This is a genomic window from Azospirillum doebereinerae, from assembly GCF_003989665.1.
Taxonomy (GTDB): Bacteria; Pseudomonadota; Alphaproteobacteria; order Azospirillales; family Azospirillaceae; genus Azospirillum; species Azospirillum doebereinerae.
Map to the genome: position 1 here is coordinate 81164 of NZ_RZIJ01000005.1, position 26015 is coordinate 107178.

Genomic DNA, 26015 nt, shown 5'->3' on the forward strand with positions numbered 1-26015 from the left:
ACCGATGGTCCCGCCCCTTCCTCCCTTAGTGGGCCGAGGCACCCTCCGCGCCCAGGCCGGTCTGCGACCGGATGTACTGGGCCTCGAAGGCGCGGCGCTCGTTCTTGGCGGTCTCGCTGTTGTCGGTGATCGAGAAGAACCAGATCGCCAGGAAGGACAGCGGGATGGTGAAGACGCCCGGGTTGTCGTAGGGGAAGATCGCTTCCGGATGGCCGAGCACGGCCTTCCACACGGTCGGCCCCAGGATCAGCAGCACGATGGCCGAGATCAGGCCGAGCGCACCGCCCAGCACCGCGCCGCGGGTGGTCATCTTGCCCCAGAACATCGACATCAGCAGGATCGGGAAGTTCGCCGAGGCCGCGATGACGAAGGCGAGGCCGACCATGAAGGCCACGTTCTGGTTCTCGAAGGCGACGCCGAGGATGATCGAGACGATGCCGATGACCACCGTGGTGATCTTGGACACGCGGATCTCGTCGCGCTCGGTGGCGCGGCCCTTGGCGAAGACCGAGGCGTAGAGGTCATGGGAGACCGCCGAGGCGCCGGCCAGCGTCAGACCGGCGACCACCGCCAGGATGGTGGCGAAGGCGACGGCCGAGATGAAGCCGTAGAACAGCGAGCCGCCGACCGCGTTGGCGGTGTGGATGGCCGCCATGTTGGTGCCGCCGATGATCGCCGTCACCGCCGCCTTGGCGCCGGCCGCCGGGGCCGCCGTCAGGAAGGGATAGGCGCCCGTGGCGTCGGGGGCCAGGATCATCAGGATGGCGCCGAAGCCGATGATGAAGGTCAGGATGTAGAAGTAGCCGATGAAGCCGGTGGCGTAGAAGACCGACTTGCGGGCTTCCTTGGCGTCGGACACCGTGAAGAAGCGCATCAGGATGTGCGGCAGGCCGGCGGTGCCGAACATCAGCGCCATGCCCAGCGAGATCGCCGAGACGGGGTCGCTGACCAGCGCGCCCGGCGACATGATCGCCAGACCCTTGGGGTGCAGCTCGACCGCCGCCTTGAACATCGCCTCGGGGCTGAAGCCGAACTTGGCGAGGATCATGAAGGCCATGAAGGAGGCGCCTGACAGCAGCATCACCGCCTTGATGATCTGCACCCAGGTCGTCGCCAGCATGCCGCCGAAGGTGACGTAGCCGATCATCAGCACGCCGACCAGGATCACCGCGACGAGGTAGTCGAGGCCGAACAGCAGCTGGATCAGCTTGCCGGCGCCGACCATCTGGGCGATCAGGTAGAAGGTGACGGTCGCCAGCGAGCCGCAGGCCGACAGCGAGCGGATCGGCGTCTGCTGGAAGCGGTAGGAGGCGACGTCGGCAAACGTGTACTTGCCGAGGTTGCGCAGCCGCTCCGCGATCAGGAACAGCACGATGGGCCAGCCGACCAGCCAGCCGACCGAATAGATCAGCCCGTCGAAGCCCGAGGTGTAGACCAGCCCGGCGATGCCCAGGAAGGACGCCGCCGACATGTAGTCGCCGGCGATGGCCAGACCGTTCTGGAAGCCGGTGATGCCGCCGCCGGCGGCGTAGAAGTCCTTGGCCGACTTGGTGCGGCGCGCGGCCCAGAACGTGATGCCCAGCGTGAGCAGCACGAAGGCCAGGAACATGATGATGGCTTCCCAGTTCGTCGCCTGCTTCTGCACGTTGCCGCTGAGGGCGTCCGCGAAGGCGGTGACGGGAACCAGGGCGCCGGCCGCGGCGGTCGCGGCGGCGATGCGGGTGGTGACGGCGCGCATCACTTCGACTCCTCCAGGATCTGGCGGTTCAGTTCGTCGAATTCGCCGTTCGCCCGGTTGACGTAGATGCCGGTCAGGATGAAGGCGGAAACGATGGTGAAGACCCCGATGGGAATGCCCCAGGTGGTCACGCCCGAACCGATGGGCGTGCCGAGGAAACCCTTTCCGAAGGCCACCAGCAGAATGAAGCCGAAGTAGATGACAAGCATGGCGATCGACAACGTCCAGGCGAAGGCCGACCGCTTGGCGACCAGTTCCTGGAATTTCGGATTGTTTACAATCCGCTGTGCGCTTTGACTCATAGTGCGTCCCCTCGCGAGTGCCGAGCGATTTTTCGACGGTCCTTTGAGACACTCGGGCTGTACCGTCCTTACGTACGCCCTTGATCCACCCAATTGTTTGATACAGATCACTGTTGGATACACCCCCGACCATGGTCGGTGGGCGGTCCCGCAACGGGCGGCTGCGCGGAAACGCGAAAAGGCGCCTCCGGCAACGGAGACGCCTTGCAAACAGTCAGCTTTTCAAATCGTTTCGGGTGGGATCAAAGAATCCCGTCTCAGGAGTCCGTGCGCGGGAGCCAGGGGATGCGGTGAAATGTCACACCCTCCTCGTGCAGCTCCTCGACCTCGTCGGCCGAGGCCTCGCCGTAGATCCCGCGTGGGTCGGTCTCGCCGTAATGGATGCGGCGGGCCTCCTCGGCGAAGCGGTCGCCGACGTAGTCGCAGTTCTTCTCCACCGTGCGGCGCACTTCGGTCAGTTGGCGCATCACCTCGGCCACGGCCTCGCGCTGGGCCTCGTTGAGCGACGGCGGCAGGGAGGCGACGACGTCGGCCGGGCTGGGCAGCGGAACGGGAAGCTTCGGCGCCGGGGGCGTGGCCGTCGCGGAAGACGAAGCGCCGCCGGGCTGGGCGGCGGGCGCGCCGGACTCCCCGGCGGAGTCGTGCTCGGCAGCCTTGCCGGCGGCTTTGTCCAGGGCCTTGGCGACGCCCTTGGCGATGCGCGGCGCCATCGGCGCCTTGGCGATGCCGGTGTCGCCGCAGACCGGGCAGGCGATCTGGTGGGCGGCGGCCTGCTCGTCATAGGCGCCGCCGTTGCGGAACCACGCCTCGAACCGGTGGTCGGCCGGGCATCTCAACGCGAAGAGGATCATGTCCCCACCAACTTCCTGACGATCGTGATGTGAAAGGCGTGATGCGAAGGGCCGGGCCGGGTTGCGGTGCGACTCGGGAACGGCGTAATTCAGCACGGCGGACGCGTTCCGTCAAACGCCGCTCGAAAGGATTCCAAAAGCATGCCCAGCCTTCCGCCGCACGCCGCCCCACCATTGGCCCCGTCGCCGGCCTCGCCCTGGGTTGTCCGCTTCGCGCCCCTGGTCGCGGCGGGCGGGGCCGTGCTGGATCTGGCCTGCGGCTCGGGACGGCATCTGCGCCTGTTCCGGGAGCGCGGTCATCCGGTGGTCGGGCTGGACCGCGACCCGCGCGGAGTCGCCGACCTGACGGGAACCGAAGGCGTCGAGCTGGTCGAGGCCGATCTGGAGGACGCAAGCCCGTGGCCCTTTCCAGCGGAGCGGCGCTTCGCCGGGATCGTCGTCACCAACTACCTGCACCGGCCCCTGCTGCCACGGCTTCTGGGGGCGCTGGCGCCGGGCGGCGTGCTGCTCTACGAGACCTTCGCCGTCGGCAACGCGCGGTTCGGCCGCCCCTCGTCACCGAATTTCCTGCTGCGCAGCGGCGAATTGCTGGAGCTGGCGCGCGGCCGCCTCCAGGTCGTCGCCTTCGAGCAGGGGGAAATCGCCGCGCCGAAGGCCGCCGTGGTCCAGCGCCTCTGCGCGGTCAACGACCTCGCCCCCGGTGCCGGACTGGAGGGCGATCCCGAGCCGAGGGCGCTGCCTCTGCCCTGACCCGCACCCAACCCGCCCCTCCGGCAAGCGCCGCATGATTGCGTGCCGGTCGTCCGATTGTCCCGCCTCCCGCAACACTCTTCCCTTCCATCCCCTCTTACGCGGCCTGCTCCGACCGACTACCTCTGCGCCATGCCACGCCATGAGGAGTCCGTCATGACCGCCACCATCGCTTCCACCATTCGTCCCGTGATCGCCGCCGTCGAGGGCATGGCGACGTCCGACGGAGCTGGCGTCTCGATGACCCGCATGCTGGGCACGCCGCGCCTGCGCACGCTCGACCCCTTCCTGATGCTCGACCTGTTCGGCTCCGACGAGCCGACCGACTATCTCGCCGGCTTCCCCGACCACCCGCACCGGGGCTTCGAGACCGTCACCTACATGTTGGCCGGCCGCATGCGCCACGCCGACAACCACGGGCACGAGGGCGTCATCGAGACCGGCGGCGTGCAGTGGATGACCGCCGGGCGCGGCCTGATCCATTCCGAGATGCCCGAACAGACCGAGGGGCTGATGCGCGGCTTCCAGTTGTGGATCAACCTGCCGGCCCGGCTGAAGATGACCGAACCGCGCTACCAGGAGTTCCCGGCCGCCCGCATTCCGGTGGAGAGCCGCGAGGGCGGCGCGACGGTCACCGTGATCGCGGGCGACACCGCGCGCGGCACCGCCGGCCCGGTGCGGGCCGAGGCGACCGACGCGCGCTATTTCGACGTGGCCCTGCCGGCCGGCGCCGGCTTCGTCGAGCCGCTTCCGGCCACCCACACGGCCTTCCTCGTGCTGTTCGAGGGGAGTCTCGAGGTGGCCGGGTCGGACGGCCCGATGACCGGCCCGCGCGTGATCGTGCTGGGCGAGGGCGACCGGGTGGAGGCGGTGGCGGGCGCGGAGGGCGCGCGGTTCCTGCTGCTGTCCGGCCGGCCGCTGGGCGAGCCCATCGCCTGGGGCGGTCCCTTCGTGATGAACACGCGCGACGAAGTGATGCAGGCCTTCCGCGATTACGAGGCGGGCCGCATCTGACGCCGCTCGCGGGTTTGCGGTGCGGTAAGTCGCGCCTTGCGCCCCGGTCCCCCAGGGCTATCATACGGGAGTACTAATCCGTTTGATGAATGGGAAGGACCGGGACGATGCGCTGGAGAGGTCTTCTGGGCGGTGTGATGGCGGCGCTGGTGTCCGCGTGTCTTCTCCAGCCGGCGGGGGCGGTGGATTTCTCGAAGTCGGCCGCCGATTTCGGCCCGGAAGGCGCGTGGTCCACCCAGTGCGACGTCGACCGCATGACCGACGGCAAGGTCTGCCGCCTGATGATCTACCGGCTGTTCGACGACGGGAAGGATGTGGGCTTCATCGCGCTCAGCGTGATTCCGACCGGCAACGACTACCACCTGTTCCTGACGACCAGCCAGGGTCTGGTGGAAAGCTGCGCCATCCGGGTGGACCGCCAGCCGCGCATCGAGACGCACATCGCCACGCTCAACATGTGCATGTTCCCGAACTTCATGTCGGGCAAGGTGGTGGACCAGTTCCGCAACGGCGCGTCGATCCTGGTGCGCGTCGGCTTCCTGCGCGCCGGCAAGCGCGACATCGACTTCCCGCTGAACGGCTTCTCGCGGAACTTCGAGGAGATGCAGCGCAGCCTGCAATGACGGACGCGATGACCTCCCGCCCCCCCCTGGGGCGGGATCGGCGCAATGCTGAGCGTTCGACAAAGAAAAAGCGGCGAGCCGGTGATCCGTCGCTCGCCGCTTTTTTTGTGCAGCGCCAAGGACGCTGCGGAAGGAATGGTGCCCAGGGACGGAATTGAACCGCCGACACGGGGATTTTCAGTCCCCTGCTCTACCAACTGAGCTACCTGGGCATCGCACGCTCTGGGTGGCTTCGAGCCGCCGCATCACGCCGAGGGCCGCTTGGTAGGAAAAATCGGGCGGCCTGTCCAGGGAAAAATGCAGCGGCCGGTGCAAGCTCAATGACGCGTGCGGGCGGGGGTGATGTAGACGCCGTCCCAATCGACGCCGAACAGCGCGTCGTCGCCGGCCTCCTCCACCAGATCGTCGTATTCGCCGGCCTCGATCAGCCCGAAGATCGACGCGGTGCCCGAGGCGTCGAGATCGCAGGTGATGACCCGGCCGCCGACCTCGACCGAGGTGAAGAACACTTCGGGCAGTTCCATGCTGTCGAGATCCAGCGTCACGGCGGTTTCGATGTCGTAGACCGCGCGGGCCGACAGCGAGCCTTGCAGCTTGGCGGCCTGAGAGCTCCACACGATGCGCTTGACGCGGGTGGCCGCCTGGTTCTCGGTGGACGCGATCGCCTCGTCGGGTTGGCCGGCCATCGCGATCATCCGGGAAACCAGGGTCGAGGTGTTGGGCGCGCTCATGAGAACCTCCGCTGTGTGACGACCCAAGATTTGCCCGATGGCGGTTAACGGGGTCTTAAGCCGGCGGGGGGCGGAAGCCTTACTTCCTCCGGGATGCGCCTATCCGTTCGGTTTTTCCAAAGCCGCGTAGGCCGCCGCGACTCCCGCCGCGACCCGCGCGTTGTCACGGATCAGCGCCATGTTGGCGGTCAGGCTGCGCCCGCCGGTCAGGCGCTCCAGCGCCGCCAGCAGATGCGGAGTCACGTCCTTCCCCTTGATTCCCTTGGCGTCCGCGTCGGCCAGCGCGCGGCCGATGGCGTCCTCCATCGCGTCGGCGTCGAGTTCGTCGGCGAGCGGGATCGGGTTGGCGAGCAGGACGCCACCCTCCAGCCCAAGCTCCCATTTCGTGCGCAGAATGTTTGCGACCTCGGTGACGTTGTCACAGCGGTGGGAGACGGGCAGACCGCTGCGCCGGCTGTAGAAGGCGGGAAACTCCCCGGTGCCGAAGCCCAGCACCGGGACGCCGCGCGTCTCCAGCACCTCCAGCGTCTTGGGCAGGTCGAGAATCGACTTGGCTCCGGCGCAGACCACGCAGACCGAGGTGCGGGCCAGCTCGTCCAGATCGGCCGACACGTCGAAGCTGTGCTCCGCCCCGCGATGGACGCCGCCGATGCCGCCGGTGGCGAAGACGGCGATGCCGGCCATCCGCGCCGCGATCATCGTCGCCGCGACCGTGGTGGCGCCGAGCGCGCCGACCGCCAGCGCGACCGGCAGATCGCGGCGGCTGAGCTTCCACGCCGCCGGCCCGGCCGAGGCCAGCCGCTCCAGCGCGTCGTCGTCCAGCCCGACGCGGATGCGCCCGTCCATCACGGCGATGGTGGCGGGCACGGCGCCGGCCCCGCGCACCTCGGCCTCCAGGGCACGGGCGGTTTCGAGGTTCTTGGGATAGGGCATCCCGTGCGAGATCACCGTGGATTCCAACGCCACCACCGGGCGGTTCCCGGCCAGCGCATCGGCGATCTCGGGCGTCAGCGTCAGGCGGCCTTGGGTGAGGTGGTTCGGCATCTGGAGGGCCTCCGGTGTCTCTGAGGGTCGCGCGTCCTATATTAGGGGGCATGCCCGCCGCACTCCATCCCGAACGCCTCCCCCCCGACCGCTGGATCAAGGTCCTTCCCGAAGGTCTGTACGTGGAGCCGGGCGGCTTCCACATCGACCCGGTGCGCGGGGTCGAGCGCGCCGTCATCACCCACGGCCATTCCGATCACGCCCGGCCCGGCAACCAGCTGGTCTTCGCCACGCCCGGCACGCTCGCCATCATGGCGCAGCGGATGGGCGAGGCCGCCGCCGTCGTGACCCGGCCGCTCGACTACGGCGAGACCATCCGCATCGGCGCGGTCACCGTGCGGCTGGTGCCCGCCGGCCATGTGCTGGGCAGCGCGCAGGTGGTGATGGAGTACGCCGGGTCGCGGGTCGTCGTCTCCGGCGACTACAAGCGCCGCGCCGACCGCACCTGCCTGCCCTTCGAGCCGGTGCCCTGCGACGTGTTCGTCACCGAGGCGACCTTCGGCCTGCCGGTCTTCCGCCACCCGCCCGACCTGGGCGAGGTGGGGAAGCTGCTGCACTCCCTGACGCTGTTCCCGGAGCGCAGCCACGTCGTCGGCGTCTACGCGCTCGGCAAATGCCAGCGCGTCATCACGCTGCTGCGGGCGGCGGGCTACGACGGCCCCATTCACCTGCACGGCGCGCTGGAGCCGCTCTGCGCCCTCTACGAACGCCATGGCGTCGCGCTGGGGGAACTGCGCCCGGCCACCGTCGCGGCGAAGGAGGAGCTGAAGGGCGCGCTGGTCCTCGCCCCGCCGGCCGCCGCGACCGACCGCTGGGCGCGGCGGCTGACCGACCCGGTGGTCGCCATGGCCTCGGGCTGGATGCGGGTGCGCCAGCGGGCGCGGCAGCGCGGGGTGGAACTGCCGCTCATCATCTCCGACCACGCCGACTGGGACGAGTTGACGCAAACGCTCGAGGACGTCGCCGCGCCCGAGGTCTGGGTCACCCATGGCCGGGAGGAGGCGCTGGTCCACCACGCCACGCAGCGCGGCATCCGCGCCCGCGCGCTGGCCCTGATCGGCTTCGAGGAGGAGGAGGCGTGAACCGCTTCGCAGCCCTGATCGATGCGTTGGTCTTCATGCCGTCGCGCAACGGCAAGATCCGCCTGCTGGCCGAGCATTTCGCCACCACCCCCGACCCGGAGCGCGGCTGGGCGCTGGCGGCGCTGACGGGATCCTTGAGCTTCCGCGAGGCCAAGCCCGCCGCCATCCGCCAGCTCGTCGCGGCCCGCGTCGATCCGGAGCTGTTCGCCCTGTCCTACGACTACGTCGGCGATCTGGCGGAAACCGTGGCGCTGATCTGGCCCGAGCGTCCGGAGCGTTCCAACAGCCTGCCCCCCAGCCTGAACGAGGTGGTGGAGGCGCTGCAATCCGCCAAGCGCGGGCAGGTGATGGATCTGGTGGAGGGCTGGCTCGACACGCTGGATGCGTCGGGCCGCTTCGCCCTGCTGAAGCTGATCACCGGATCGCTGCGCATCGGCGTCTCGGCCCGGCTCGCCAAGACGGCTTTGGCTGAGTGGGGCACGCTGGACATCGCCGACGTCGAGGAGGTCTGGCACGGCCTGACTCCGCCCTACGCCGAACTGTTCGCCTGGGGGGAGGGCCGGGCGGAGCGCCCCTCGGCCGGGCATGGCGCCGGCTTCCGCCCGATGATGCTGTCCCACCCGCTGGAGGAGGAGGACATGGCGGCGCTCGACGCCGGCTCCTACTGCGCGGAATGGAAATGGGACGGCATCCGTGTGCAGTTGGTGGCGCGCGACGGGCAGCGGCGGCTCTACAGCCGCACCGGCGACGACGTGTCCGGCGGCTTCCCCGACATCGTCGATCACATGGTCTTCGACGCCGTGCTGGACGGCGAGCTGCTGGTGGCGCGCGAGGGTGTGGTGGCCCCCTTCAATGACCTCCAGCAGCGGCTGAACCGCAAGACGGTGACGGCGGCGATGCTGCGCGAGGGACCGGGCTGGGTGCGACTCTACGACATCCTGTTCGACGGCGACGAGGATCTGCGCGGCCTGCCCTTCACCGAGCGGCGCGCCCGGCTGGAGCGCTGGTTCGAGGCCGTCCAACCACGCCGGATGGATCTGTCGCCGATGGTGCCCTTCCACGGCTGGGAGGAGCTGAGGGCGCTGCGCGAGGGCAGCCGCGAGAACGGCATCGAGGGGCTGATGCTGAAGCGCTGCGACAGCCCCTATCTCGGCGGGCGTCCCAAGGGGCCGTGGTTCAAGTGGAAGCGCGGGGCGCTGACCCTCGACACCGTGCTGATGTATGCCCAGCGCGGCCATGGCAAGCGGTCGAGCTTCTACTCCGACTTCACCTTCGGCGTCTGGCGCGGGGCGGAACTGGTTCCGGTCGGCAAGGCCTATTTCGGCTTCACCGACGCCGAGCTGGTGGAGCTGGACCGCTGGGTGCGCAACCACACCACCCGCAAATACGGCCCGGTGCGCGAGGTGTCGGCCGGGTTGGTGCTGGAGGTCGCCTTCGACAGCGTCCACCCCTCCACCCGGCACAAGAGCGGGCTGGCGATGCGTTTTCCCCGCGTTCACCGCATCCGCTGGGACAAGCCGGCCGCCGAGGCCGACCGCCACGAGACGCTGGCGCGGATGGTGGTCGGGAGGGATGCGGTGGCGTAGGGGCCGTTTGCCCCCCACCCTTCCCCCTCTCCGTCAAAGGCGGGGAAGGGTCAGGGAGGGGGCACGCAAATTACCCCCTCAACTCCCCGCCTTCAACGACTCCAGCCGGGTCTTCAACAGCGCGTATTCCGGGTCGCTCGGCGTGAACTGGGCGATCAACCGGGTCCAGTACTCCATCGCCTCGGCCTTGCGCCCTACGGTCACCGCGTCGAGCCCGAGCAGCCACAGCGCGTCGCGGTTGGTGGTGTCGGCGGCCAGCGCTTGACGCAACGCGGCGGTCGCCTCCTCCGGCATCGGGGCGGGCGGGTCGCTGCGCGGCAGGCCCTGCAGCACGGCGCTGGCGTAGGCGACCAGCACATCGGGCCGGTCGGGGGCGCGTTGTTTGGCGTTGCGGACCGCCTCCATCGCCTTGGCCGGTTCGCCGAGCACGCCGTAGGAGCGCGCCAGCGTCAGCCAGCCGTTCACGTCCGACGGGTCGGCCGCCAGCTTGGCCGCGAGGCTGTCGACCATGCCCCGCACCATCTGGTCGCGCTCCTGCGCCGAAGGCGGAACGGCGGGTTGCTGCGGCGCCTGCGCGGCGGCGGCGGCGGGCGCCTCCTTGGGCGGCAGCGGCTCCGGAGTCACGACGGCGGGGTCGAGGTCGAGCGCGACCGCCGCCTCGCGGATCTGGTCGCGCACCACCGGCACCCAGGAGGCGTTGGCCGGCGACTCCGCCAGCAGGGCGCGCCAGCGGTCCAGCGCGTCCCGCCGGTCTCCCGCCTGATAACGGGCAAGCGCCACGAAGAAGCGGGCGCGGGCGTCCTTGGGGTCCTTCGCCAGCACGCCGTCGAAAGCGACGCGGGCCTCCTCCGGAACGGTGCCGTCGTTGCCCTCGACCAGCGTCTCGCCGAACAGACCGAGCAGCTCGGTGTCGTCCTTGGCCAGCGCCGTGGCGCGGCGCAGGGCGTCGACGGCTTCCGGATTGCGGTTCATCTTGATGTAGGCCTGCCCCAGGATCGCCCAGCCCTGCGGGTCGTCCGGGGTCTCGGCCAGCTGCTGCTTGAGCTTGTCGATGGCGGCGAGCACCGATTTCGGCGGGCCGCCGCGCTCCTGCTCCAGGTTGCGCGAGGCCAGCGGCCGGGCCGGCTCGTCGGGCCGGCCGACCGCGCCGTAGACGCCGAGCGCGCCCACCGGCACGGCCAGCGCCAGCACCACGGCCAGCGCCTTGGCGGCGCGGGGAGCGCCTTCGCCACCGGGAGCGGCCGGCGCGGTGGCCAACATGCGCCGCGCGATCTCCGCCTTCGCGGCCTCGGCCTGCGCGGCGTTGACCAGCCCGCGCGCGCGGTCGCGCTCCAGTTCGTCGAGCTGGTCGCGGTAGACCTCGCGGTCGTAGGCGTCGCGCGCCGGTGCGGTCTCCGCCGGCTTGAGCAGCGGCGGCACGATCAGCAGAAGCACGGCCACGGTCAGCGCCGCGGCGAAAATCCAGAACAGCATCAGGCGTCGTCTTTCCGCAGCAGCGCGTCCAGCCGCCGCCGTTCATCCTCGCTCAAGGGGGCCGTGTCCGCCCCGGCCGCCACCCCGCGCCGGCCGCGCAGGAACAGCGCGGTGGCGATCCCACCCAGCAGCAGGATCGCGAAGGGGCCGACCCACAGCAGCAGCGTCGTCGCCTTGAAGGGCGGGCGCAGCAGCACGTAGTCGCCGTAACGGTCGGTGACGTAGGCCAGCACGCCGGTGTCGCTGTCGCCGGCCGTCAGCCGTTCGCGCACCAGCACCCGCAGGTCGCGGGCCAGCGGCGCGTTGCTGTCGTCGATCGACTGGTTCTGGCAGACGAGGCAGCGCAGTTCCTTGCTGATCTCCCGCGCGCGGGATTCCAGCGCCGGGTCGCGCAGCACCTCGTCCGGCTGCACCGCCAGGGCCGGCAGCGCCGACACGGCCAGGAAAGCGGCGAGAAGAAGCGCCCTCATCCCTGCGTCCTCAGATGCTGGACCATGGGGAGGATCTGCTCCTCGACCACCTGCGGGGTCAGCGGGCCGACGTGCTTGAAGCGGATGCGGCCTTGGCGGTCGACCAGGAAGGTCTCCGGCACGCCGTAGACGCCCCAGTCGATCGACACGCGCCCGTCCAGATCGGCGCCGATGCTGGCGTAGGGATCGCCGTTGCGCGCCAGCCAGGCCAGCGCGTCCTCGGCCTTGTCCTTGTGGTTGATGGCGCGGACGGTGACGCCCTGCTCGCGGGCCAGCCGGGTGATGACCGGGTGCTCCGCCTTGCAGGGGATGCACCAGGAGGCGAAGACGTTGACCAGCGTCACGTCGCCCTTCAACCCCGCCGCCGACAGGCCCTCGGGACGGCCGGGTAAGGGTGGAAGGGTGAAGGACGGCACCGGCTTGTCGATGAGAGCCGATGGGATATCACGCGGATCGCGTTGAAATCCCATATAAAAAGCCACGCCCACGCCGATGAACAGCAGGAAGGGCAGCAGGTACAGAAGGCGGCGCATGGGGTCTATCCTTACTCGCTCGGCCTCATTCGGCGGGCTGAACGGCGGGCTTGGCCGCGCGGCGGCGCTCCGGCGCGCCGATGCGGAACCGGCGGTCGGTCAGGCTGACGAACCCGCCCAGCATCATGCCGACGCCGCCGATCCAGATCCACGGCACCAGCGGGTGGTGGTAGATGCGGACGATCCAGGCGGTGCCGTTCTGCGTCGGGTCGCCCAGCGCCACGTACAGGTCGGAGAAGACCGTGGTGTGGATGGCGGACTCGGTGGTCGTCATCCGGGTGACCGGGTAGCTGCGGCGTTCCGGCGTCAGGGTGGCGATGGGGCTGCCGTCGCGGGTCACGGTGAAGACGGCGCGGTCGGCGCGGTAGTTGGCGCCCGGCACCGTCCCGACGCTGTCGAAGCGGAACTCGTAGCCGGCGAGCCGCGCGGTGTCGCCCGGCTTCATCGCGCTGATGGATTCGGTCTGCCACGCCGAGGTGCCGGTCATCCCGAAGATGGCGAGCCCGACGCAGGCGTGGGCGATGGTCATGCCCCAGGCGCTGCGCGGCAGATGCACCGCGCGGTTCCAGCTGTCCTTCATCGGGACGCGGAACAGACGGATGCGCTCGGCGAACTCGACCAGAGCTCCCACGAAGGCCCAAGCGCCCAGCGCGATGCCGACCAGCGCCAGCAGCGGCCCGCCGCCCGCCGTGAGGTAGGCGGCGACGGCGACCGCGACCACCACGGCGATGCCCGCCGCCCACAACCGGGTCAGCGCGGCGCCGAGGTCGGCCCGCTTCCACGACAGGAAGGGACCGACCACCATGGCGACGACCATCGGGATCGCCACCGGGATGAAGGTCGAGTTGAAGAAGGGCGGACCGACGGAGACCTTGCCCAGCTTCAGCACGTCGAGGAACAGCGGGTAGAGCGTGCCGATGAACACCGTCGCCGTCGCGGTGGACAGCAGCAGGTTGTTCAGCACCAGCGCGCCCTCGCGGCTGACCGGGGCGAACAGCCCGCCGGCCTTCATCGCGGGGGCGCGCAGGCTGTAGAGCAGCAGCGAGCCGCCGGTGGCGATGGCCAGCAGCACCAGGATGAAGGCGCCGCGCGCCGGATCCACCGCGAAGGCGTGGACCGAGGTCAGGATGCCCGAGCGCACCAGGAAGGTGCCCATCAGCGACAGCGAGAAGGTGACGATGGCGAGCAGGATGGTCCAGCTCTTCAGCGCATCGCGCTTCTCCACCACGATGGCGGAGTGCAGCAGCGCGGTGCCGGCCAGCCACGGCATGAAGGAAGCGTTCTCGACCGGATCCCAATACCACCAGCCGCCCCAGCCCAGCTCGTAATAGGCCCACCAGGAGCCCATGGCGATGCCCATGGTCAGGGTCGACCACGCCGCCAGCGTCCACGGCCGCACCCAGCGCGCCCAGGCGGGATCGACCCGCCCCTCGATCAGGGCGGCGACCGCGAAGGAGAAGGCCATGGAGAAGCCGACATAGCCGGCGTAGAGGAAGGGCGGGTGGAAGGCCAGCCCCGGATCCTGGAGCAGCGGGTTCAGGTCGTTGCCGTCGAGCGGCGGCGGGATGACCCGGATGAAGGGGTTGGAGGTGGCGAGGATGAACAGCAGGAAGCCGATCCCGATCAGTCCCTGCACCGCCAGCACGCGGGCCTTCAGGGTCGGCGGCAGGTTGCGGCCGAAGACCGCCACGGCGGCGCCGAACGCCGTCAGCATGACGATCCACAGGATCATCGAGCCCTCGTGGTTCCCCCAGACGCCCGACACCTTGTAGAGCATGGGCTTCAGCGAGTGGCTGTTCTGCACCACGTTCTGCACGCTGAAATCGGACACGACGTGCGCCCAGGTCAGCGCCGCGTAGGCGATCAGCACCAGCAGCATCTGGGCGATGGCGGCGGGGCCGGCGACGTTCATCCAGGCGGTGTTGCGGGTGGCGGCGCCGACCAGCGGCGGGCCGGCCTGCACCAGCGCCACGAACAGCGCCAGCACCAGCGCGTAGTGGCCGAGTTCGGGGATCACGGTCCCGCTACTCCTTCTTCGCGACTTTGGCGGACTCGGTCTTGGCGGAATCGGCTTTGGATTCCTTGTAGACGCCGGCCTGCTTCAGGGCTTCCGACACCTCGGGGGGCATGTAGGTCTCGTCGTGCTTGGCCAGCACCTCGCGCGCCACGAAGACGCCCTTGGTCAGCTTGCCCTCGGCGACGACCCCCTGCCCTTCCCGGAACAAATCGGGAAGCTGGCCACGGTAGCTGACGCCGACGGTGTGGGCGGTGTCGGTGACGCGGAATTCGGTGACCATCCCGTCGGTCGATTTGCGGACGCTGCCCTCCTCCACCAGCCCGCCCAGGCGGAAGCTGCGGTCGCCGACCTGTTGGGTCTGCAACTGGCTGGGGCTATAGAAGAAGACGATGTTGTCCTGAAACGCGGTCAGCGTCAGGGCGGTGGCGGTGCCGAGCCCGAGCAGGGCCAGGCCCAGCATGTAGAGGCGGCGCTTTTTCTTGGTCATCCCTCGCTCGCTCCCGCCGGCGATCCGGCGGCGTTGTCGGGCTTGGTCTCTGCCCGCGTGGATTCGGCCTGTTGACGGACCCGGCGGCGGACCGGGCGGGCGCTTTCCAGCGCCTTCAACGTCGCCTCGGAGTCGCGCAGTCCCTTCCAGGTGGCGGCCAGCAGCCCCAGCAGCACGAGCGCCGCGATGGCGTAGGCCGGCCAGACGTAGGCGGCGTAGCCGCCCATGGCGAGAAAATCGGTCATGACGTCACCCCCGGCGCGCCATGCGCGGCGCCGTCTGCGGCGGCGCCCAGGCGCAGCGTCTGGATCTTGCGCTGCGCGATCTCGGTCCGCACCCGCAGCAGGACGACCGACACGAAATAGGTGGTGAAACCGGCGGCCATCACCAGCAGCGGCACCAGCATGCTGGGGTCGATGCTGGGACCGCCCATCTTCACGACGCTGGCCGGCTGGTGCAGCGTGTTCCACCAGTCGACCGAGAACTTGATGATCGGCACGTTGACGATGCCGACCAGCAGCAAGACGTTGCCGGCCCGCGTCCCGCGCTGCGGGTCGTCGAAGGCGTTCACCAGGGCCATGTAGCCCAGATACAGGAAGAACAGGATCAGCACGCTGGTCAGCCGCGCGTCCCACACCCACCACGTCCCCCACATCGGCGCGCCCCACAGCGAGCCGGTGACGAGGCACACGAAGGTGAAGCCGGCGCCGATGGGCGCGGCGGCCTTGGCGAACAGGTCGGCCAGCGGGTGCTTCCACACCAGCCCGGCCGCCGCCGCCGCCGCCATGTTGGTGTAGACGAACAGGCTCATCCACGCGGCGGGCACATGGATGTACATGATGCGCACCGTGTCGCCCTGCTGGTAGTCGGGCGGCGAACCGAACAGGCTGAGATACAGCCCGACGATCAGCAGGATCACGGTCGCCCCGGCGCTCCATGGCAGCAGCATGGCCGACAGGCGTAGGAAGCGGGCTGGGTTGGCGAAACGGTGCATAGAACGATGGCCTCGGGACGGATGACCTTTGGTCGCGCTTGGCGTGGATATAGGCTCATGGATGCCAGAGCGCGAGGGGTTTCGCCTTGATCTCGGTCAGGAAGCGGCCCCGTCCGACCATCGTATGAGATTGTCACATCGGTCTTAGGTGCGGACGCCGCAGGCCCGTCCCGTGGACGTTCGGGAGCGGCTTTTCATCCCGCTCCCGGTCGAAAAAAGCCGTCAGCCCGGCAGCGGAAGGGCGACGCCCATCGCCTCGGCGATCCGCTCCGCGTCGTGCCCGCTGACCGCGAACAGGCCGAAACGGAACGGCGCCCCCCAGTTCCGGACCCCGGCGGAGAACTCCAGCCGGTCGAGCAGCGGCGCGATCGGCGTCTCCACCCCCTCCACCCAGCCCACGTCGCGGCGGAAGGGGACGAAGCCGCCGCCCATGTCGAAGGGGTAGGGCTCCCCCGCGCGCACCACGCCGATGGCCGTGAAGGATTGAAGACGATCACGACCCCGGAACGTTTCGGTTGGGGAATAATAGGCGACGCGGTCGCCCGGCCGGATGCGGCGCAACGGAGCGGCCTTGCCGTGGCAGACCTGCATGAAGCCGCCGGCGCGGCCCCGCCGGACATGCTCGGCGCAGGCCACCGCGATCCAGTTCCGGCTCACGACGCCACCGGCGGGGCGGACGGCGCGAAGACGCGCAGCCGGTGACCGTCCGGATCGAGCGCCACGAAGGTAAAACCGAAATCCATCGCCGTCGGGGCTTGGAGGATCGGCAACCCGCGCCCGCTCCAGTCCTCGTGGGTGGCGCGGACGACGGTTTCACTGTCCACGGCGAAGGCGATCTCCGCCCCGCCGCCGCTCGCGGTCGCCGCCGGCTCCACCGTGTGGCGCGACCACAGGCCGAGCATGACGCCGGACTCCATGGCGAACAGGGCAAAGGTCGGGGATTGCTCGACCGGCGGCTTGCCGAGCAGGTCGGCGTAGAAGGCGGCGCTGGCGGCGGGGCTGTCGACGTAGAGAAGGACGAAGTTCAGATCGGGCATGGCGTGCGCTCCGCTGGGGGTGTCGATGCGCGGAGCTTAGGCGCCGATGCTGTCAGTTTCCGTCAGCAGCCGACCTCACGGACGCGGAATGCCTTCCTCCTCGCGCCACGCCGCCAGCATCGCCGGACGGCGGCGCGGGTAGCGGGTGTCCGTGGCGGTCAGGGCGAGGATGCGGTCGGTGCGGAAGTGGCGGAAGGCTTGACGCAACTCGCACCAAGCCACCATCACCCGCACCCGGTCGAAGAAGCCGAGCGCGAAGGGCCAGACCGTCCGCCGGCTTTCCGAGCCATCGCGGTCGCGGTAGGCGATCTCCAGCTTGCGCTCCGCCCGGATGGCGTGGCGGATCGCCGCCAGTTCCGTGTCGCCGGCCGCCATCGGTTCGCCAGGGCCCACCAGCAGGGCGGCGCCGTCCAGCCCCTCGCGCCGGTCGGGCGGCAGCACCGCCGCGATCTTGGACAGCGCGTTGCGCGCCGCCTCCGCCAGCCGTCCGTCGCCACGGTCCACCACCCAGCGGGAGCCCAGGACCAGCGCCTCGACCTCCTCCTCGGTGAACATCAGCGGCGGCAGCAGGAAGCCGGGACGCAGGATGTAGCCGACGCCCGGCTCCCCCTCGATCCCGGCGCCCTGCCCTTGCAGCGTCGCGATGTCGCGGTAGAGCGTGCGCAGGCTGACGCCCAGTTCGGCGGCGAGCGCGTGTCCGCTGACCGGCCGGCGGTGCCGCCGCAGAAGCTGCATCAGGTCGAGAAGTCGTCCGGCACGCGCCATGCTTCCCCGCCGGCGGATACGAAAAAGGGCGCTCCCCCTTGCGGGAAGCGCCCCCTTTCTACCGGACCGTCAGGAAAAAGGTATCCCCTTCCCCGATCACTCCGCCTTCTTGGTCAGGTCTTCGCCGGTGGCCTGGTCGACCTGCTTCATCGACAGCTTGACCTTGCCGCGGTCGTCGAAGCCGATGACCTTCACCTTCACCGAGTCACCCTGCGACACCACGTCGGCCACCTTGCCGACGCGCTGCTGCGACAGCTCGGAGATGTGGACGAGGCCGTCGCGCGAGCCCAGGAAGTTCACGAAGGCGCCGAAATCGACGACCTTCACGACCTTGCCGGTGTAGACGACGTTCATCTCGGGCTCGGCGACGATGCCCTTGATCCACTCGATGGCGGCGTCCGACTTCTTCTGGTCGACCGCCGAGACCTTGACGGTGCCGTCGTCGTCGATGTCGATCTTGGCGCCGGTCTGCTCGACGATCTCGCGGATCACCTTGCCGCCGGAGCCGATCACGTCGCGGATCTTCTCCTTGGGGATGTTGATCACGGTGATGCGCGGGGCGTTCTCGTTGACGCCATCGCGGGCGCCGGTCAGCGCCTTCGACATCTCGGTCAGGATGTGCAGACGGCCGTCCTTGGCCTGCCCCAGCGCGATCTTCATGATCTCCTCGGTGATCGAGGTGATCTTGATGTCCATCTGGAGCGCGGTGACGCCGACTTCCGTCCCGGCGACCTTGAAGTCCATGTCGCCGAGGTGATCCTCGTCGCCCAGGATGTCCGACAGCACGGCGAAGCCGGTGTCTTCCTTGATCAGGCCCATGGCGATGCCGGCGACCGGACGCAGCAGCGGCGCGCCGGCGTCCATCAGCGACAGCGAGGTGCCGCAGACGGTGGCCATCGAGGAGGAGCCGTTCGACTCGGTGACTTCCGACACCACGCGGAGCGTGTAGGGGAAGTCCTCCTTCTTCGGCAGCAGGGGATGGATGGCGCGCCACGCCAGCTTGCCGTGGCCGATCTCGCGACGGCCGGGCGACCCCATGCGGCCCGCCTCACCCACCGAGTACGGAGGGAAGTTGTAGTGCAGCATGAAGTGCTCGCGGTACTCGCCCTCGAGCGCGTCGATGATCTGCTCGTCCTGGCTGGTGCCGAGCGTGGTCACGACCAGCGCCTGGGTCTCGCCGCGGGTGAACAGGGCCGAGCCGTGGGCGCGCGGCAGCACGCCGACCTCCGAGACGATCGGGCGGACCGTCTTGGTGTCGCGGCCGTCGATGCGGCGGCCGGTCTTCAGCACGGCGCCACGCAGGATGTCGGCCTCGAGTTCCTTGAACTCGGTGCCGATCTGCTGGGCCTCGTACTCGCCGGCCAGCGTCTCCAGGGCCTTCGCCTTGGCGGCTCCGACCTTCTCGTAGCGCGACTGCTTGACGGTCTCGGTGTAGGCGGCCTCGACGGCGGCGCCGACGGTGTCGCGCAGGCGGGCCTTCAGGGCCTTGCGGTCGTAGGCCGGCTCCGGCAGATCCCACGGCTCCTTGGCCGCGTCCTCGGCCAGATCGATGATCATGTTGATCACCGGCTGGAAGTTGCTGTGGCCGAACATGACGGCGCCAAGCATGACCTCCTCGGTCAGCTCCTTGGCTTCCGACTCGACCATCAGCACGCCTTCGATGGTGCCGGCGACGACGAGGTTCAGATCGGAATCGGCCACCTCGTCGGCGGTCGGGTTCAGGATGTACTGGCCGTTCTTGTAGCCGACGCGGGCGGCGCCGATCGGACCGAGGAAGGGGATGCCCGAGATCGTCAGCGCGGCGGACGCGCCGACCATCGCGACGATGTCGGGATCGTTCTCAAGGTCGTGGCTCAACACGGTGCAGACGACCTGGGTCTCGTTGCGGAAACCCTCGGCGAACAGCGGACGAATCGGACGGTCGATCAGGCGGCTGACCAGCGTCTCCTTCTCCGTCGGGCGGCCTTCACGCTTGAAGAAGCCGCCGGGAATCTTGCCGGCCGCGAAGGCCTTTTCCTGGTAATTAACCGTCAGCGGGAAGAAATCGATGCCCGGCTTCGGCGCCTTGGCGGCGACGGCGGTGCAGAGGACGGTGGTGTCGCCATAGGTCACCAGCACGGCGCCGTTGGCCTGACGGGCGATCTTGCCCGTCTCCATGACCAGCTTGCGGCCGCCCCATTCGATTTCTTTACGATGCACAGTAAACATGGGTTTTTCCTTCCATCCGACACCCAGGACGGCCGGATTGCCGCCCAAGGCCGGGGCCGCCAGTCGTAAGGCCCCGCAGAGACAGAGATTTGAAAGCGACAACAGAGATTGATGCGAAAAAGGCCGGTCCCCGCGAAAAAGCGGGCCGGCCTGTCCATCACAAAGCTCTAAAAACCAATCGCGTCACAGTATGAAGCGGTGCTGAAAAACGCGACGCCCCGACCGGCGCGCCGCGCCCGCCGGAACCCGAAGGGGCGGCGGGGCGGTGGCTGGTCGGGGCGTCGTATCCGGTCACGGTCGGGTCGGCGCGCCGGTCAGCGACGCAGGCCCAGACGCTCGATGAGCGTGGCGTAACGGGAATTGTCCTTCTTCTTCAAATAGTCGAGCAGACGACGACGCTGACCGACCATCACCAGCAGACCACGGCGGGAGTGGAAGTCCTTCTTGTGGCCCTTCAGGTGTTCGGTCAGGTTGCTGATCCGCTCGGTCAGGATCGAAACCTGGACCTCGGGCGAGCCGGTGTCGGCCTGGCCGCGCGAGTATTCCTTGATCAGCTCTTGCTTGCGCTCGGGCGTAATCGACATCGGGGTCTCCTAAATCTTCAAAGGTTGAGCACACGCACCGGACGGACCTCCGCCCCCTCGACACGCGCCAGCGCCACCGGCTTTCCGCCGAAAAGCGCAATGACGGTGCCATCCCCATCGCCAGTCCCCCGAAGCGCCTCGAGGCGTTCGCGGTCCTGCCGGGTGAGGAGAGCCACCGTCTGGCCATGTCTCAGTCGGTGCGCTTCCGCTTCCGTCAGGGCCAGCGCCGGGATGTCGTCCAGCGCGGTCTCGATCGGCAGCAAAAGTCGTTCGACGGCGGCACCTTGCTCCAAGGTTGCCAATTCGTCCAGGGAAATCGCGCCGTCCAGCGTGAAGGGACCGACGCGCAGACGGCGCAGAAGCGCCACATGCCCGACCGTTCCCAGCGCCTCGGCCAGATCGCGGGCGAGCGAGCGGACGTAGGTGCCCTTGCCGCAATCGACCTCGAACACCGCGTGGTCGGCGTCGGGCTGCTCAACCAGTTCGAAACGGTCGATGCGGACGGTGCGCGAGGCCAGATCGACCACGTCGCCCTCGCGGGCGATGTCGTAGGCGCGCTCGCCGCCGATCTTGATGGCGCTGAACTGCGGCGGCACCTGGTCGAGATCGCCCAGGAAGGCGGGCAGGGCGCCCTGGATCGCCTCGGTGGTGGGGCGATGGTCGGAACGGTCGATGACCTCGCCCTCGCGGTCGTCGGTGCTGGTGCGCTCGCCCCAGCGGACGCTGAACCGGTAGGTCTTGGCGCCGTCCATGGCGTAGGAGACGGTCTTGGTCGCCTCGCCCAGCGCGATCGGCAGGATGCCGGTGGCGAGCGGGTCGAGCGTGCCGCCATGGCCGCCCTTCTCCGCGTTCAGCAGGCGCCGCACCTTGGACAGCGCCTGGGTCGAGCTCATGCCTTCGGGCTTGTCGAGAATGATCCAGCCATGGATCGGCTCGCCCTTGCGCTTACGAGCCACGACGGCCGCCCTTGTCCTGCTCGTCGTTTCCGGTTTCGTCGTCTTCCGCATCGTCCTCGTCGGAGGCCGAGGCGTCGTCGTCCTCATCCTCGTCCCAGGAGTCGTCCTCGTCCTCATCCTCGTCGTGGTCGTCGTCGCCGTTGACGCGGCTGAGGTCGCGGGCGACCGCCGGGCTGTGCAGGATGTTGTCGATGTGGTGGGCGTATTCGAAGGAGGTGTCGATCTCGAAGCTGAGCGTCGGCGCGTGGCGCAGATTGACCAGGCGGGCGACCTGCCCGCGCAGGAAGGCGGACGCGCGGCGCAGCGCGACCTTCGCCTCCTCCATCTGGCCGCCACCCAGCGTGCTGAAGAAGACGGTGGCGTTGCTGAGGTCGGGGCTAACCCGCACCTCGGTCACCGTCAGGTTCAGCGCGGAAAGCTCCGGGTCGTGGAAATCGCCCCGGCGGAACAGGTCGGCGAGCGCGTGGCGAAGCTCCTCGCCGACGCGCAGTTGCCGCTGGGAGGGGGGCTTGCCGGCGTTGATCGCGCCGCGCTTCTTGTTCGCCATGGTCGCTGTCTTTCGTGAAGGTCGTCGGTGCCGGTGGGGTCAGGATCAAAGGACCGGCACGTCGTAAAGGCTAACAGTTCGGTCGTCGCCCGGTGGGGTCAAGCCGTCGGCTTGGGCCTGGGGCGGGATCGGTATCCCATCCTTGCGCAAGGATGGATTTAAGCCCTTCTCCCCTTGCGGGAGAAGGGTTGGGATGAGGGGTATTCCGCCACAGGCGGAAGATTTGCGCCCCCTCACCCCAACCCCTCTCCCGCAAGGGGAGAGGGGCTAAACCGGCGGCTTCGTGGGGATGACAGTCTTCCTAGAGAAGAAACTCCGGCCAATCCTCGTCCGGTTCCAGGCCATAGAAGGTCTTCAAGAGATCCTCGGGCAGCGGATCGTCGAAATCATCGGCGACCGCAATCTGTCCCTTGGCAAGGCCGAAGCGGATCGGGCGTTCTTCCGGTAAGGACGGTGCCGGCTTCGCCACCGCCTCCTCATCGCGGAGGATGGTCTCCGACAAGGAAATACGGTCCATGGTGGCACGCCCTTCCTCAGAATGCGGAAAACCCGCCCCGTCCCGGTGAAACACCGGAAGGGGGCGGGCGGTCCGGACGGCTTACAGCTCGCGGGCGATTTCCTCGATCTCGAAGGCTTCGATCTGATCGCCGGCCAGGATGTTGTCGTAATTCTCGAAGGCCATGCCGCACTCGTAACCCTCGCGGACGTCCTTGACCTCGTCCTTGAAGCGCTTGAGCGTCTTGAGCGTGCCCTCGTGGATGACGACGTTGTCGCGCAGCAGGCGGACACCCGCACCACGCTTGACGGTCCCCTGGGTGACCATGCAGCCGGCGACCTTGCCGACCTTCGTGATGTTGAACACCTCGCGGATGGTCGCGTAGCCGATGAAGCGTTCCCGCAGCGTCGGAGACAGCAGACCGGTCAGCGCCGCCTTCACGTCATCGATCACGTTGTAGATGATCGAGTAGTAGCGGATCTCGACGCCGTCGCGCTTGGCCATGTCGCGGGCCTGCGGGTTGGCGCGGACGTTGAAGCCGATGATCATCGCGTTCGACGCGTTGGCGAGCGTGATGTCGGATTCGTTGATCGCACCGACCGAGTTGTGCAGGACGCGGACCTTGACCTCGGTGTTCGTGGCCGTGAGCTTCTCCAGCGAGCTGGCGATGGCCTCGATCGAACCCTGCACGTCGCCCTTGATGACGACCGGCAGTTCCTTGGCCTCGCCGGCCTGGATGCGGCTGAACATGTCCTGCAGCGAACCGCGCGCGGTGGCCGCGTTGCTCGCCTCGCGCTTCTTGCGCTGACGGAACTCGGCGATCTCGCGGGCCCGGGCTTCCGATTCCACCACGGTGAAGTCGTCGCCCGCCATCGGCGTGCCGTTCAGGCCCAGAACCTCGACGGGGACGGCGGGGCCGGCCTCGTTGACGGTCTGGCCGCGGTCGTTGATCAGCGCCCGGACGCGGCCCCATTCGGCGCCGGTCACGAACACGTCGCCGACCTTCAGCGTGCCGCGCTGGACCAGCACGGTGGCGACCGAACCACGGCCGCGCTCCAGCTTCGCCTCGATGACGACGCCTTCGGCGGTGCGGTTGGCGTTGGCGCGCAGCTCCAGGATTTCGGCCTGGAGCAGGATGGCCTCTTCCAGCTTGTGCAGGTTCTTCTTGGCCTTGGCCGACACCTCGACGTCGAGCACGTCGCCGCCCATCTCTTCCACCACCAGCTCGTGCTGGAGCAGCTCCTGGCGGACACGCTCGGGCTTGGCGTCCGGCAGGTCGCACTTGTTGATGGCGACGATGATCGGAACCTTGGCGGCCTTGGCGTGACGGATCGCCTCGATGGTCTGCGGCATGACGCCGTCGTTGGCGGCGACCACCAGCACGACCACGTCCGTGACGTTGGCGCCACGGGCGCGCATCTCGGTGAAGGCGGCGTGACCGGGCGTGTCGATGAAGGTGATCTTCGCACCCGACTCCAGCTGCACCTGATAGGCGCCGATGTGCTGGGTGATGCCGCCGGCCTCGCCCGACACCACGTCGGTCTGGCGCAGCGCGTCGAGCAGCGAGGTCTTGCCGTGATCGACGTGGCCCATGATGGTGACGACCGGGGGACGGGACACCAGGACGGCACCCTCTTCCTCGATCGCGCGCAGGCCGATCTCGACGTCCGACTCGGACACGCGGCGAACGCGGTGACCGAACTCGGTGATCAGCAGCTCGGCCGTGTCCGCGTCGATCGCCTGGTTGATCGTCGCCATGACGCCCATGCGCATCAACGCCTTGATGACATCGACGCCACGCTCGGCCATGCGGTTGGCAAGTTCCTGGACCGTGATGACTTCCGGCAGCACGACGTCGCGGGTGACCTTGGTGGCCTCCTGACGTCCCATCATGCGCAGACGTTCGCGTTCACGGGCGCGGCGGACGGCGGCCAGCGACCGGGTGCGGTCGCTGCCGTCGTCGCTGAGCGCCTGCGACACGGTCATCTTGGCGCCCTTGCGGCGGTCGCCGCCGACGGGGGCCTTGGCACGGACCGGAGCGGGCGCGGCCTTCGCCGGGCCGGCGGGGCCGCCACGACCGCCCTTGCGGCGGTTGTCGTCCTCGTCCTCGGCGCGGGCCGGAACGGCGGCGCCCGGAAGGGTGCGGCCGGCGTCGGCGCCCGGACGGGCCGGAGCGGCGGACGAGCCGGGACGCTGGTCGGTGCCCGAACGGGACGGACCGGCACCGGCGGTGCGGGGACCCGCACCGTCGCGGCCGCCGCCATCGCGGCCACCGGCGTCGCGGCGCGGGGCCGGCTCGGCGTCGCGGCGCTTGGCCTCCTCGGCCTCCTTGCGCTTGGCTTCCTCTTCCTTGCGGCGGGCCTCGGCCGCCTCGGCGACCTTGCGCTCCTCCTCCTGGATGGCGCGCATCTCGGCCATCTCACGCTGACGGAGAGTGTCGGCGTCCAGGATGATGGGCTCGGCCTCGGCGACCGGCTCGGGCGCGGGGGGCGGGGCCGACGCGGCCTCGACCGCCGCCGCTTCGGCGGCGGCTTCGGCGCGGACGGCCTCTTCCTCGGCGTCGGTGCGGCGCTGCTCCTCGGCCTGCGCGGCGCCCTGAAGGGCGCGCATGCGGGACGCCAACTCCTCGCTGGTCAGCTTGCGGCCACCGGCGACCGGCGCGCCACCGCCGCCACGCGGACGCTGCCCGCCGGCACCGCCACGGATGGGGAGGCCCTGGGCGGCTTGGCGCGCGGCGGCACCGCCGTCGGCGATGCCGGGCACGGCGCCCTTTTCGACATGACGCTTGCGCTTGACCTCGACGGTCACCGGTTTGGACCGGCCATGGGAGAAGCTCTGCCGGACCTGGGTCTCGACCGGCTTCTTCGACTCCAGCTTTCCTTTGCCGGCGCCGGAGTTGAGGTGCAAGACTTTCTTCTGGTCCTGGTCGTTGCTGTCGGTCATCGGTTCCCGAATGGTCAGACGTTACATCGCAGGCCGGCCGGCGCCATCGCCGACTCCCAAGCCCTTATCAAACGAACCCTTAAGCCCGCCCTTAAGTCCTCTGAGGCGCGCCACGTCGCGGACCAGCCCCTTGGCCAGCCTGCCCCGCGCCACCACCGCGTGCACCACGTGATCGCGCCCCAACGCGGCGGCCATCTCGGCCGACTCGAAGAGGTCGATCACCGGCAGCGTCGGCGCGAGCGCCGTCACCTTGCCGCGCTGGTCGAGCGAACCGTCGGCGGCCTCGACCAGAAGGGCTGGCGGGGGACCGCCGCGACCGACCTGGTTGACCTTCAACGCCTCGCGCACCTTCTCATACCCGGCGAGAACGTGGCCCGCACGGCGGGCAAGGCCCAGACCGTTCAGACAACGCCGTTCCAGCAGCCGCTCCAGCCTTTCGGCCAGATCCGGCGGCACCCTCACCGCCCGGCGGGCAGCCTTGGCGAAGACGGACTTCCCCATGGCCTTCGCCAGAGCCGCCCGATCCGCCGTGACCCAAAGGCCCCGGCCGGGCAGCGTTTCCTCAAGATCGGGGACCACCTCGCCGTCCGGCGCGATCACGAAGCGGATCATGCCGTCCTTCGGCTGCACGGCGTGGCTGACGATGCAGCGGCGCAAAGGCCCCTTCTCGTCGTCCGCCGGCAGGTGTTCCCCGGTCTCGTTCTCCGTTTCCGGCACCGCGCCGTCCCCTGTCTCCAGGGGGGCGGTGGCGTCCGGTGCCTCTGCGTCGTTCCGCTCGGTCATC

The 26015-nt window shown here is 69.1% G+C and carries 27 protein-coding genes and 1 tRNA gene; 5 read left to right on the forward strand and 23 right to left on the reverse strand.

The features are described from left to right. Positions 1-25 precede the first annotated feature (25 nt). From EJ913_RS08385 to EJ913_RS08395, 3 genes are all read right to left on the reverse strand, one after another. Positions 26-1738: a cation acetate symporter gene (locus tag EJ913_RS08385; protein ID WP_211098913.1), complete on the reverse strand. Its 1713-nt coding sequence runs from the start codon at positions 1736-1738 to the stop codon at positions 26-28. After that, positions 1738-2040, reverse strand: coding sequence for a DUF485 domain-containing protein (locus EJ913_RS08390; protein ID WP_126996701.1), 303 nt, complete (start codon positions 2038-2040; stop codon positions 1738-1740). Before EJ913_RS08390 ends, EJ913_RS08385 begins: the two co-directional genes overlap by 1 nt. A gap of 257 nt (positions 2041-2297) precedes the next feature. Further along, complete coding sequence (locus EJ913_RS08395) at positions 2298-2891, reverse strand: DUF1178 family protein (protein ID WP_126996703.1); 594 nt, start codon at positions 2889-2891, stop codon at positions 2298-2300. Between the two features lie 141 nt (positions 2892-3032). On the opposite strand from EJ913_RS08395, the gene EJ913_RS08400 reads away from it, so the two are divergent. From EJ913_RS08400 to EJ913_RS08410, 3 genes are all read left to right on the forward strand, one after another. Further along, complete coding sequence (locus EJ913_RS08400) at positions 3033-3641, forward strand: class I SAM-dependent methyltransferase (protein ID WP_126996705.1); 609 nt, start codon at positions 3033-3035, stop codon at positions 3639-3641. Positions 3642-3797: 156 nt separating this feature from the next. Then, a complete protein-coding gene (locus tag EJ913_RS08405) occupies positions 3798-4655 on the forward strand; it encodes a pirin family protein (RefSeq protein ID WP_126996707.1) in 858 nt (285 codons plus the stop codon). Positions 4656-4762: 107 nt separating this feature from the next. After that, positions 4763-5278 (forward strand): invasion associated locus B family protein, encoded by a 516-nt coding sequence (locus EJ913_RS08410; protein ID WP_126996709.1) that lies wholly within the window; start codon positions 4763-4765, stop codon positions 5276-5278. A gap of 136 nt (positions 5279-5414) precedes the next feature. Here EJ913_RS08410 and EJ913_RS08415 read toward each other — a convergent pair. From EJ913_RS08415 to EJ913_RS08425, 3 genes are all read right to left on the reverse strand, one after another. Next, positions 5415-5490, reverse strand: a tRNA-Phe gene (locus EJ913_RS08415). 105 nt (positions 5491-5595) lie between these two features. Further along, positions 5596-6009, reverse strand: a complete 414-nt coding sequence (locus EJ913_RS08420) for a hypothetical protein (protein ID WP_126996711.1) — start codon at positions 6007-6009, stop codon at positions 5596-5598. 99 nt (positions 6010-6108) lie between these two features. Next, the gene (locus tag EJ913_RS08425) at positions 6109-7053 is read right to left on the reverse strand and encodes a pseudouridine-5'-phosphate glycosidase (protein ID WP_126996713.1); all 945 of its coding nucleotides are present in this window, start codon (positions 7051-7053) and stop codon (positions 6109-6111) included. Positions 7054-7103: 50 nt separating this feature from the next. On the opposite strand from EJ913_RS08425, the gene EJ913_RS08430 reads away from it, so the two are divergent. Together EJ913_RS08430 and EJ913_RS08435 are read left to right on the forward strand one after the other, a co-directional pair. Beyond that, positions 7104-8135, forward strand: coding sequence for a ligase-associated DNA damage response exonuclease (locus EJ913_RS08430; RefSeq protein WP_126996715.1), 1032 nt, complete (start codon positions 7104-7106; stop codon positions 8133-8135). Continuing rightward, positions 8132-9721 (forward strand): cisplatin damage response ATP-dependent DNA ligase, encoded by a 1590-nt coding sequence (locus tag EJ913_RS08435; RefSeq protein WP_126996717.1) that lies wholly within the window; start codon positions 8132-8134, stop codon positions 9719-9721. Before EJ913_RS08430 ends, EJ913_RS08435 begins: the two co-directional genes overlap by 4 nt. Before the next feature lie 78 nt (positions 9722-9799). Here the strand turns inward: EJ913_RS08435 and ccmI are convergent, their stop codons facing one another. The 17 genes from ccmI to EJ913_RS08520 all read right to left on the reverse strand — a co-directional run bounded on the left by ccmI (position 9800) and on the right by EJ913_RS08520 (position 26014). After that, positions 9800-11194: a c-type cytochrome biogenesis protein CcmI gene (gene ccmI, locus EJ913_RS08440; RefSeq protein ID WP_126996719.1), complete on the reverse strand. Its 1395-nt coding sequence runs from the start codon at positions 11192-11194 to the stop codon at positions 9800-9802. After that, positions 11194-11664, reverse strand: coding sequence for a cytochrome c-type biogenesis protein (locus tag EJ913_RS08445; protein ID WP_126996721.1), 471 nt, complete (start codon positions 11662-11664; stop codon positions 11194-11196). The genes ccmI and EJ913_RS08445 overlap by 1 nt, the downstream gene beginning before the upstream one ends. Further along, on the reverse strand, positions 11661-12197 hold the full coding sequence (locus EJ913_RS08450) for a DsbE family thiol:disulfide interchange protein (protein ID WP_126996723.1): 537 nt from the start codon (positions 12195-12197) through the stop codon (positions 11661-11663). Before EJ913_RS08450 ends, EJ913_RS08445 begins: the two co-directional genes overlap by 4 nt. A 25-nt stretch (positions 12198-12222) precedes the next feature. Beyond that, on the reverse strand, positions 12223-14214 hold the full coding sequence (locus EJ913_RS08455; RefSeq protein ID WP_126996725.1) for a heme lyase CcmF/NrfE family subunit: 1992 nt from the start codon (positions 14212-14214) through the stop codon (positions 12223-12225). 7 nt (positions 14215-14221) lie between these two features. Beyond that, complete coding sequence (gene ccmE, locus EJ913_RS08460; protein ID WP_126996727.1) at positions 14222-14701, reverse strand: cytochrome c maturation protein CcmE; 480 nt, start codon at positions 14699-14701, stop codon at positions 14222-14224. Next, a complete protein-coding gene (ccmD, locus tag EJ913_RS08465; protein ID WP_126996729.1) occupies positions 14698-14946 on the reverse strand; it encodes a heme exporter protein CcmD in 249 nt (82 codons plus the stop codon). Before ccmD ends, ccmE begins: the two co-directional genes overlap by 4 nt. After that, positions 14943-15695, reverse strand: coding sequence for a heme ABC transporter permease (locus tag EJ913_RS08470; protein ID WP_126996731.1), 753 nt, complete (start codon positions 15693-15695; stop codon positions 14943-14945). The genes ccmD and EJ913_RS08470 overlap by 4 nt, the downstream gene beginning before the upstream one ends. Before the next feature lie 222 nt (positions 15696-15917). Next, a complete protein-coding gene (locus EJ913_RS08475; protein ID WP_126996733.1) occupies positions 15918-16352 on the reverse strand; it encodes an EVE domain-containing protein in 435 nt (144 codons plus the stop codon). Beyond that, complete coding sequence (locus EJ913_RS08480) at positions 16349-16732, reverse strand: VOC family protein (protein ID WP_126996735.1); 384 nt, start codon at positions 16730-16732, stop codon at positions 16349-16351. The genes EJ913_RS08475 and EJ913_RS08480 overlap by 4 nt, the downstream gene beginning before the upstream one ends. A 75-nt stretch (positions 16733-16807) precedes the next feature. After that, a complete protein-coding gene (locus tag EJ913_RS08485; RefSeq protein WP_126996737.1) occupies positions 16808-17497 on the reverse strand; it encodes a helix-turn-helix transcriptional regulator in 690 nt (229 codons plus the stop codon). Between the two features lie 96 nt (positions 17498-17593). Further along, positions 17594-19705: a polyribonucleotide nucleotidyltransferase gene (gene pnp / locus EJ913_RS08490; protein WP_126996739.1), complete on the reverse strand. Its 2112-nt coding sequence runs from the start codon at positions 19703-19705 to the stop codon at positions 17594-17596. Between the two features lie 314 nt (positions 19706-20019). Further along, on the reverse strand, positions 20020-20289 hold the full coding sequence (rpsO, locus tag EJ913_RS08495) for a 30S ribosomal protein S15 (protein WP_126996741.1): 270 nt from the start codon (positions 20287-20289) through the stop codon (positions 20020-20022). Positions 20290-20306: 17 nt separating this feature from the next. Next, the gene (truB, locus tag EJ913_RS08500) at positions 20307-21245 is read right to left on the reverse strand and encodes a tRNA pseudouridine(55) synthase TruB (protein ID WP_126996743.1); all 939 of its coding nucleotides are present in this window, start codon (positions 21243-21245) and stop codon (positions 20307-20309) included. Next, positions 21235-21792 carry a 30S ribosome-binding factor RbfA gene (gene rbfA, locus EJ913_RS08505; RefSeq protein ID WP_126996745.1) on the reverse strand — a complete coding sequence of 186 codons (558 nt, stop codon included), beginning with the start codon at positions 21790-21792 and terminating at the stop codon, positions 21235-21237. The genes truB and rbfA overlap by 11 nt, the downstream gene beginning before the upstream one ends. Positions 21793-22093: 301 nt before the next feature. Next, on the reverse strand, positions 22094-22309 hold the full coding sequence (locus EJ913_RS08510) for a type II toxin-antitoxin system Phd/YefM family antitoxin (RefSeq protein ID WP_126996747.1): 216 nt from the start codon (positions 22307-22309) through the stop codon (positions 22094-22096). Positions 22310-22390: 81 nt separating this feature from the next. Then, entirely contained in the window at positions 22391-25231 is a 2841-nt protein-coding gene (infB, locus tag EJ913_RS08515; protein WP_126996749.1) for a translation initiation factor IF-2, read from the reverse strand. A 21-nt stretch (positions 25232-25252) separates the two neighbouring features. After that, on the reverse strand, positions 25253-26014 hold the full coding sequence (locus EJ913_RS08520; protein ID WP_126996751.1) for an RNA-binding protein: 762 nt from the start codon (positions 26012-26014) through the stop codon (positions 25253-25255). Position 26015: the final 1 nt, after the last annotated feature.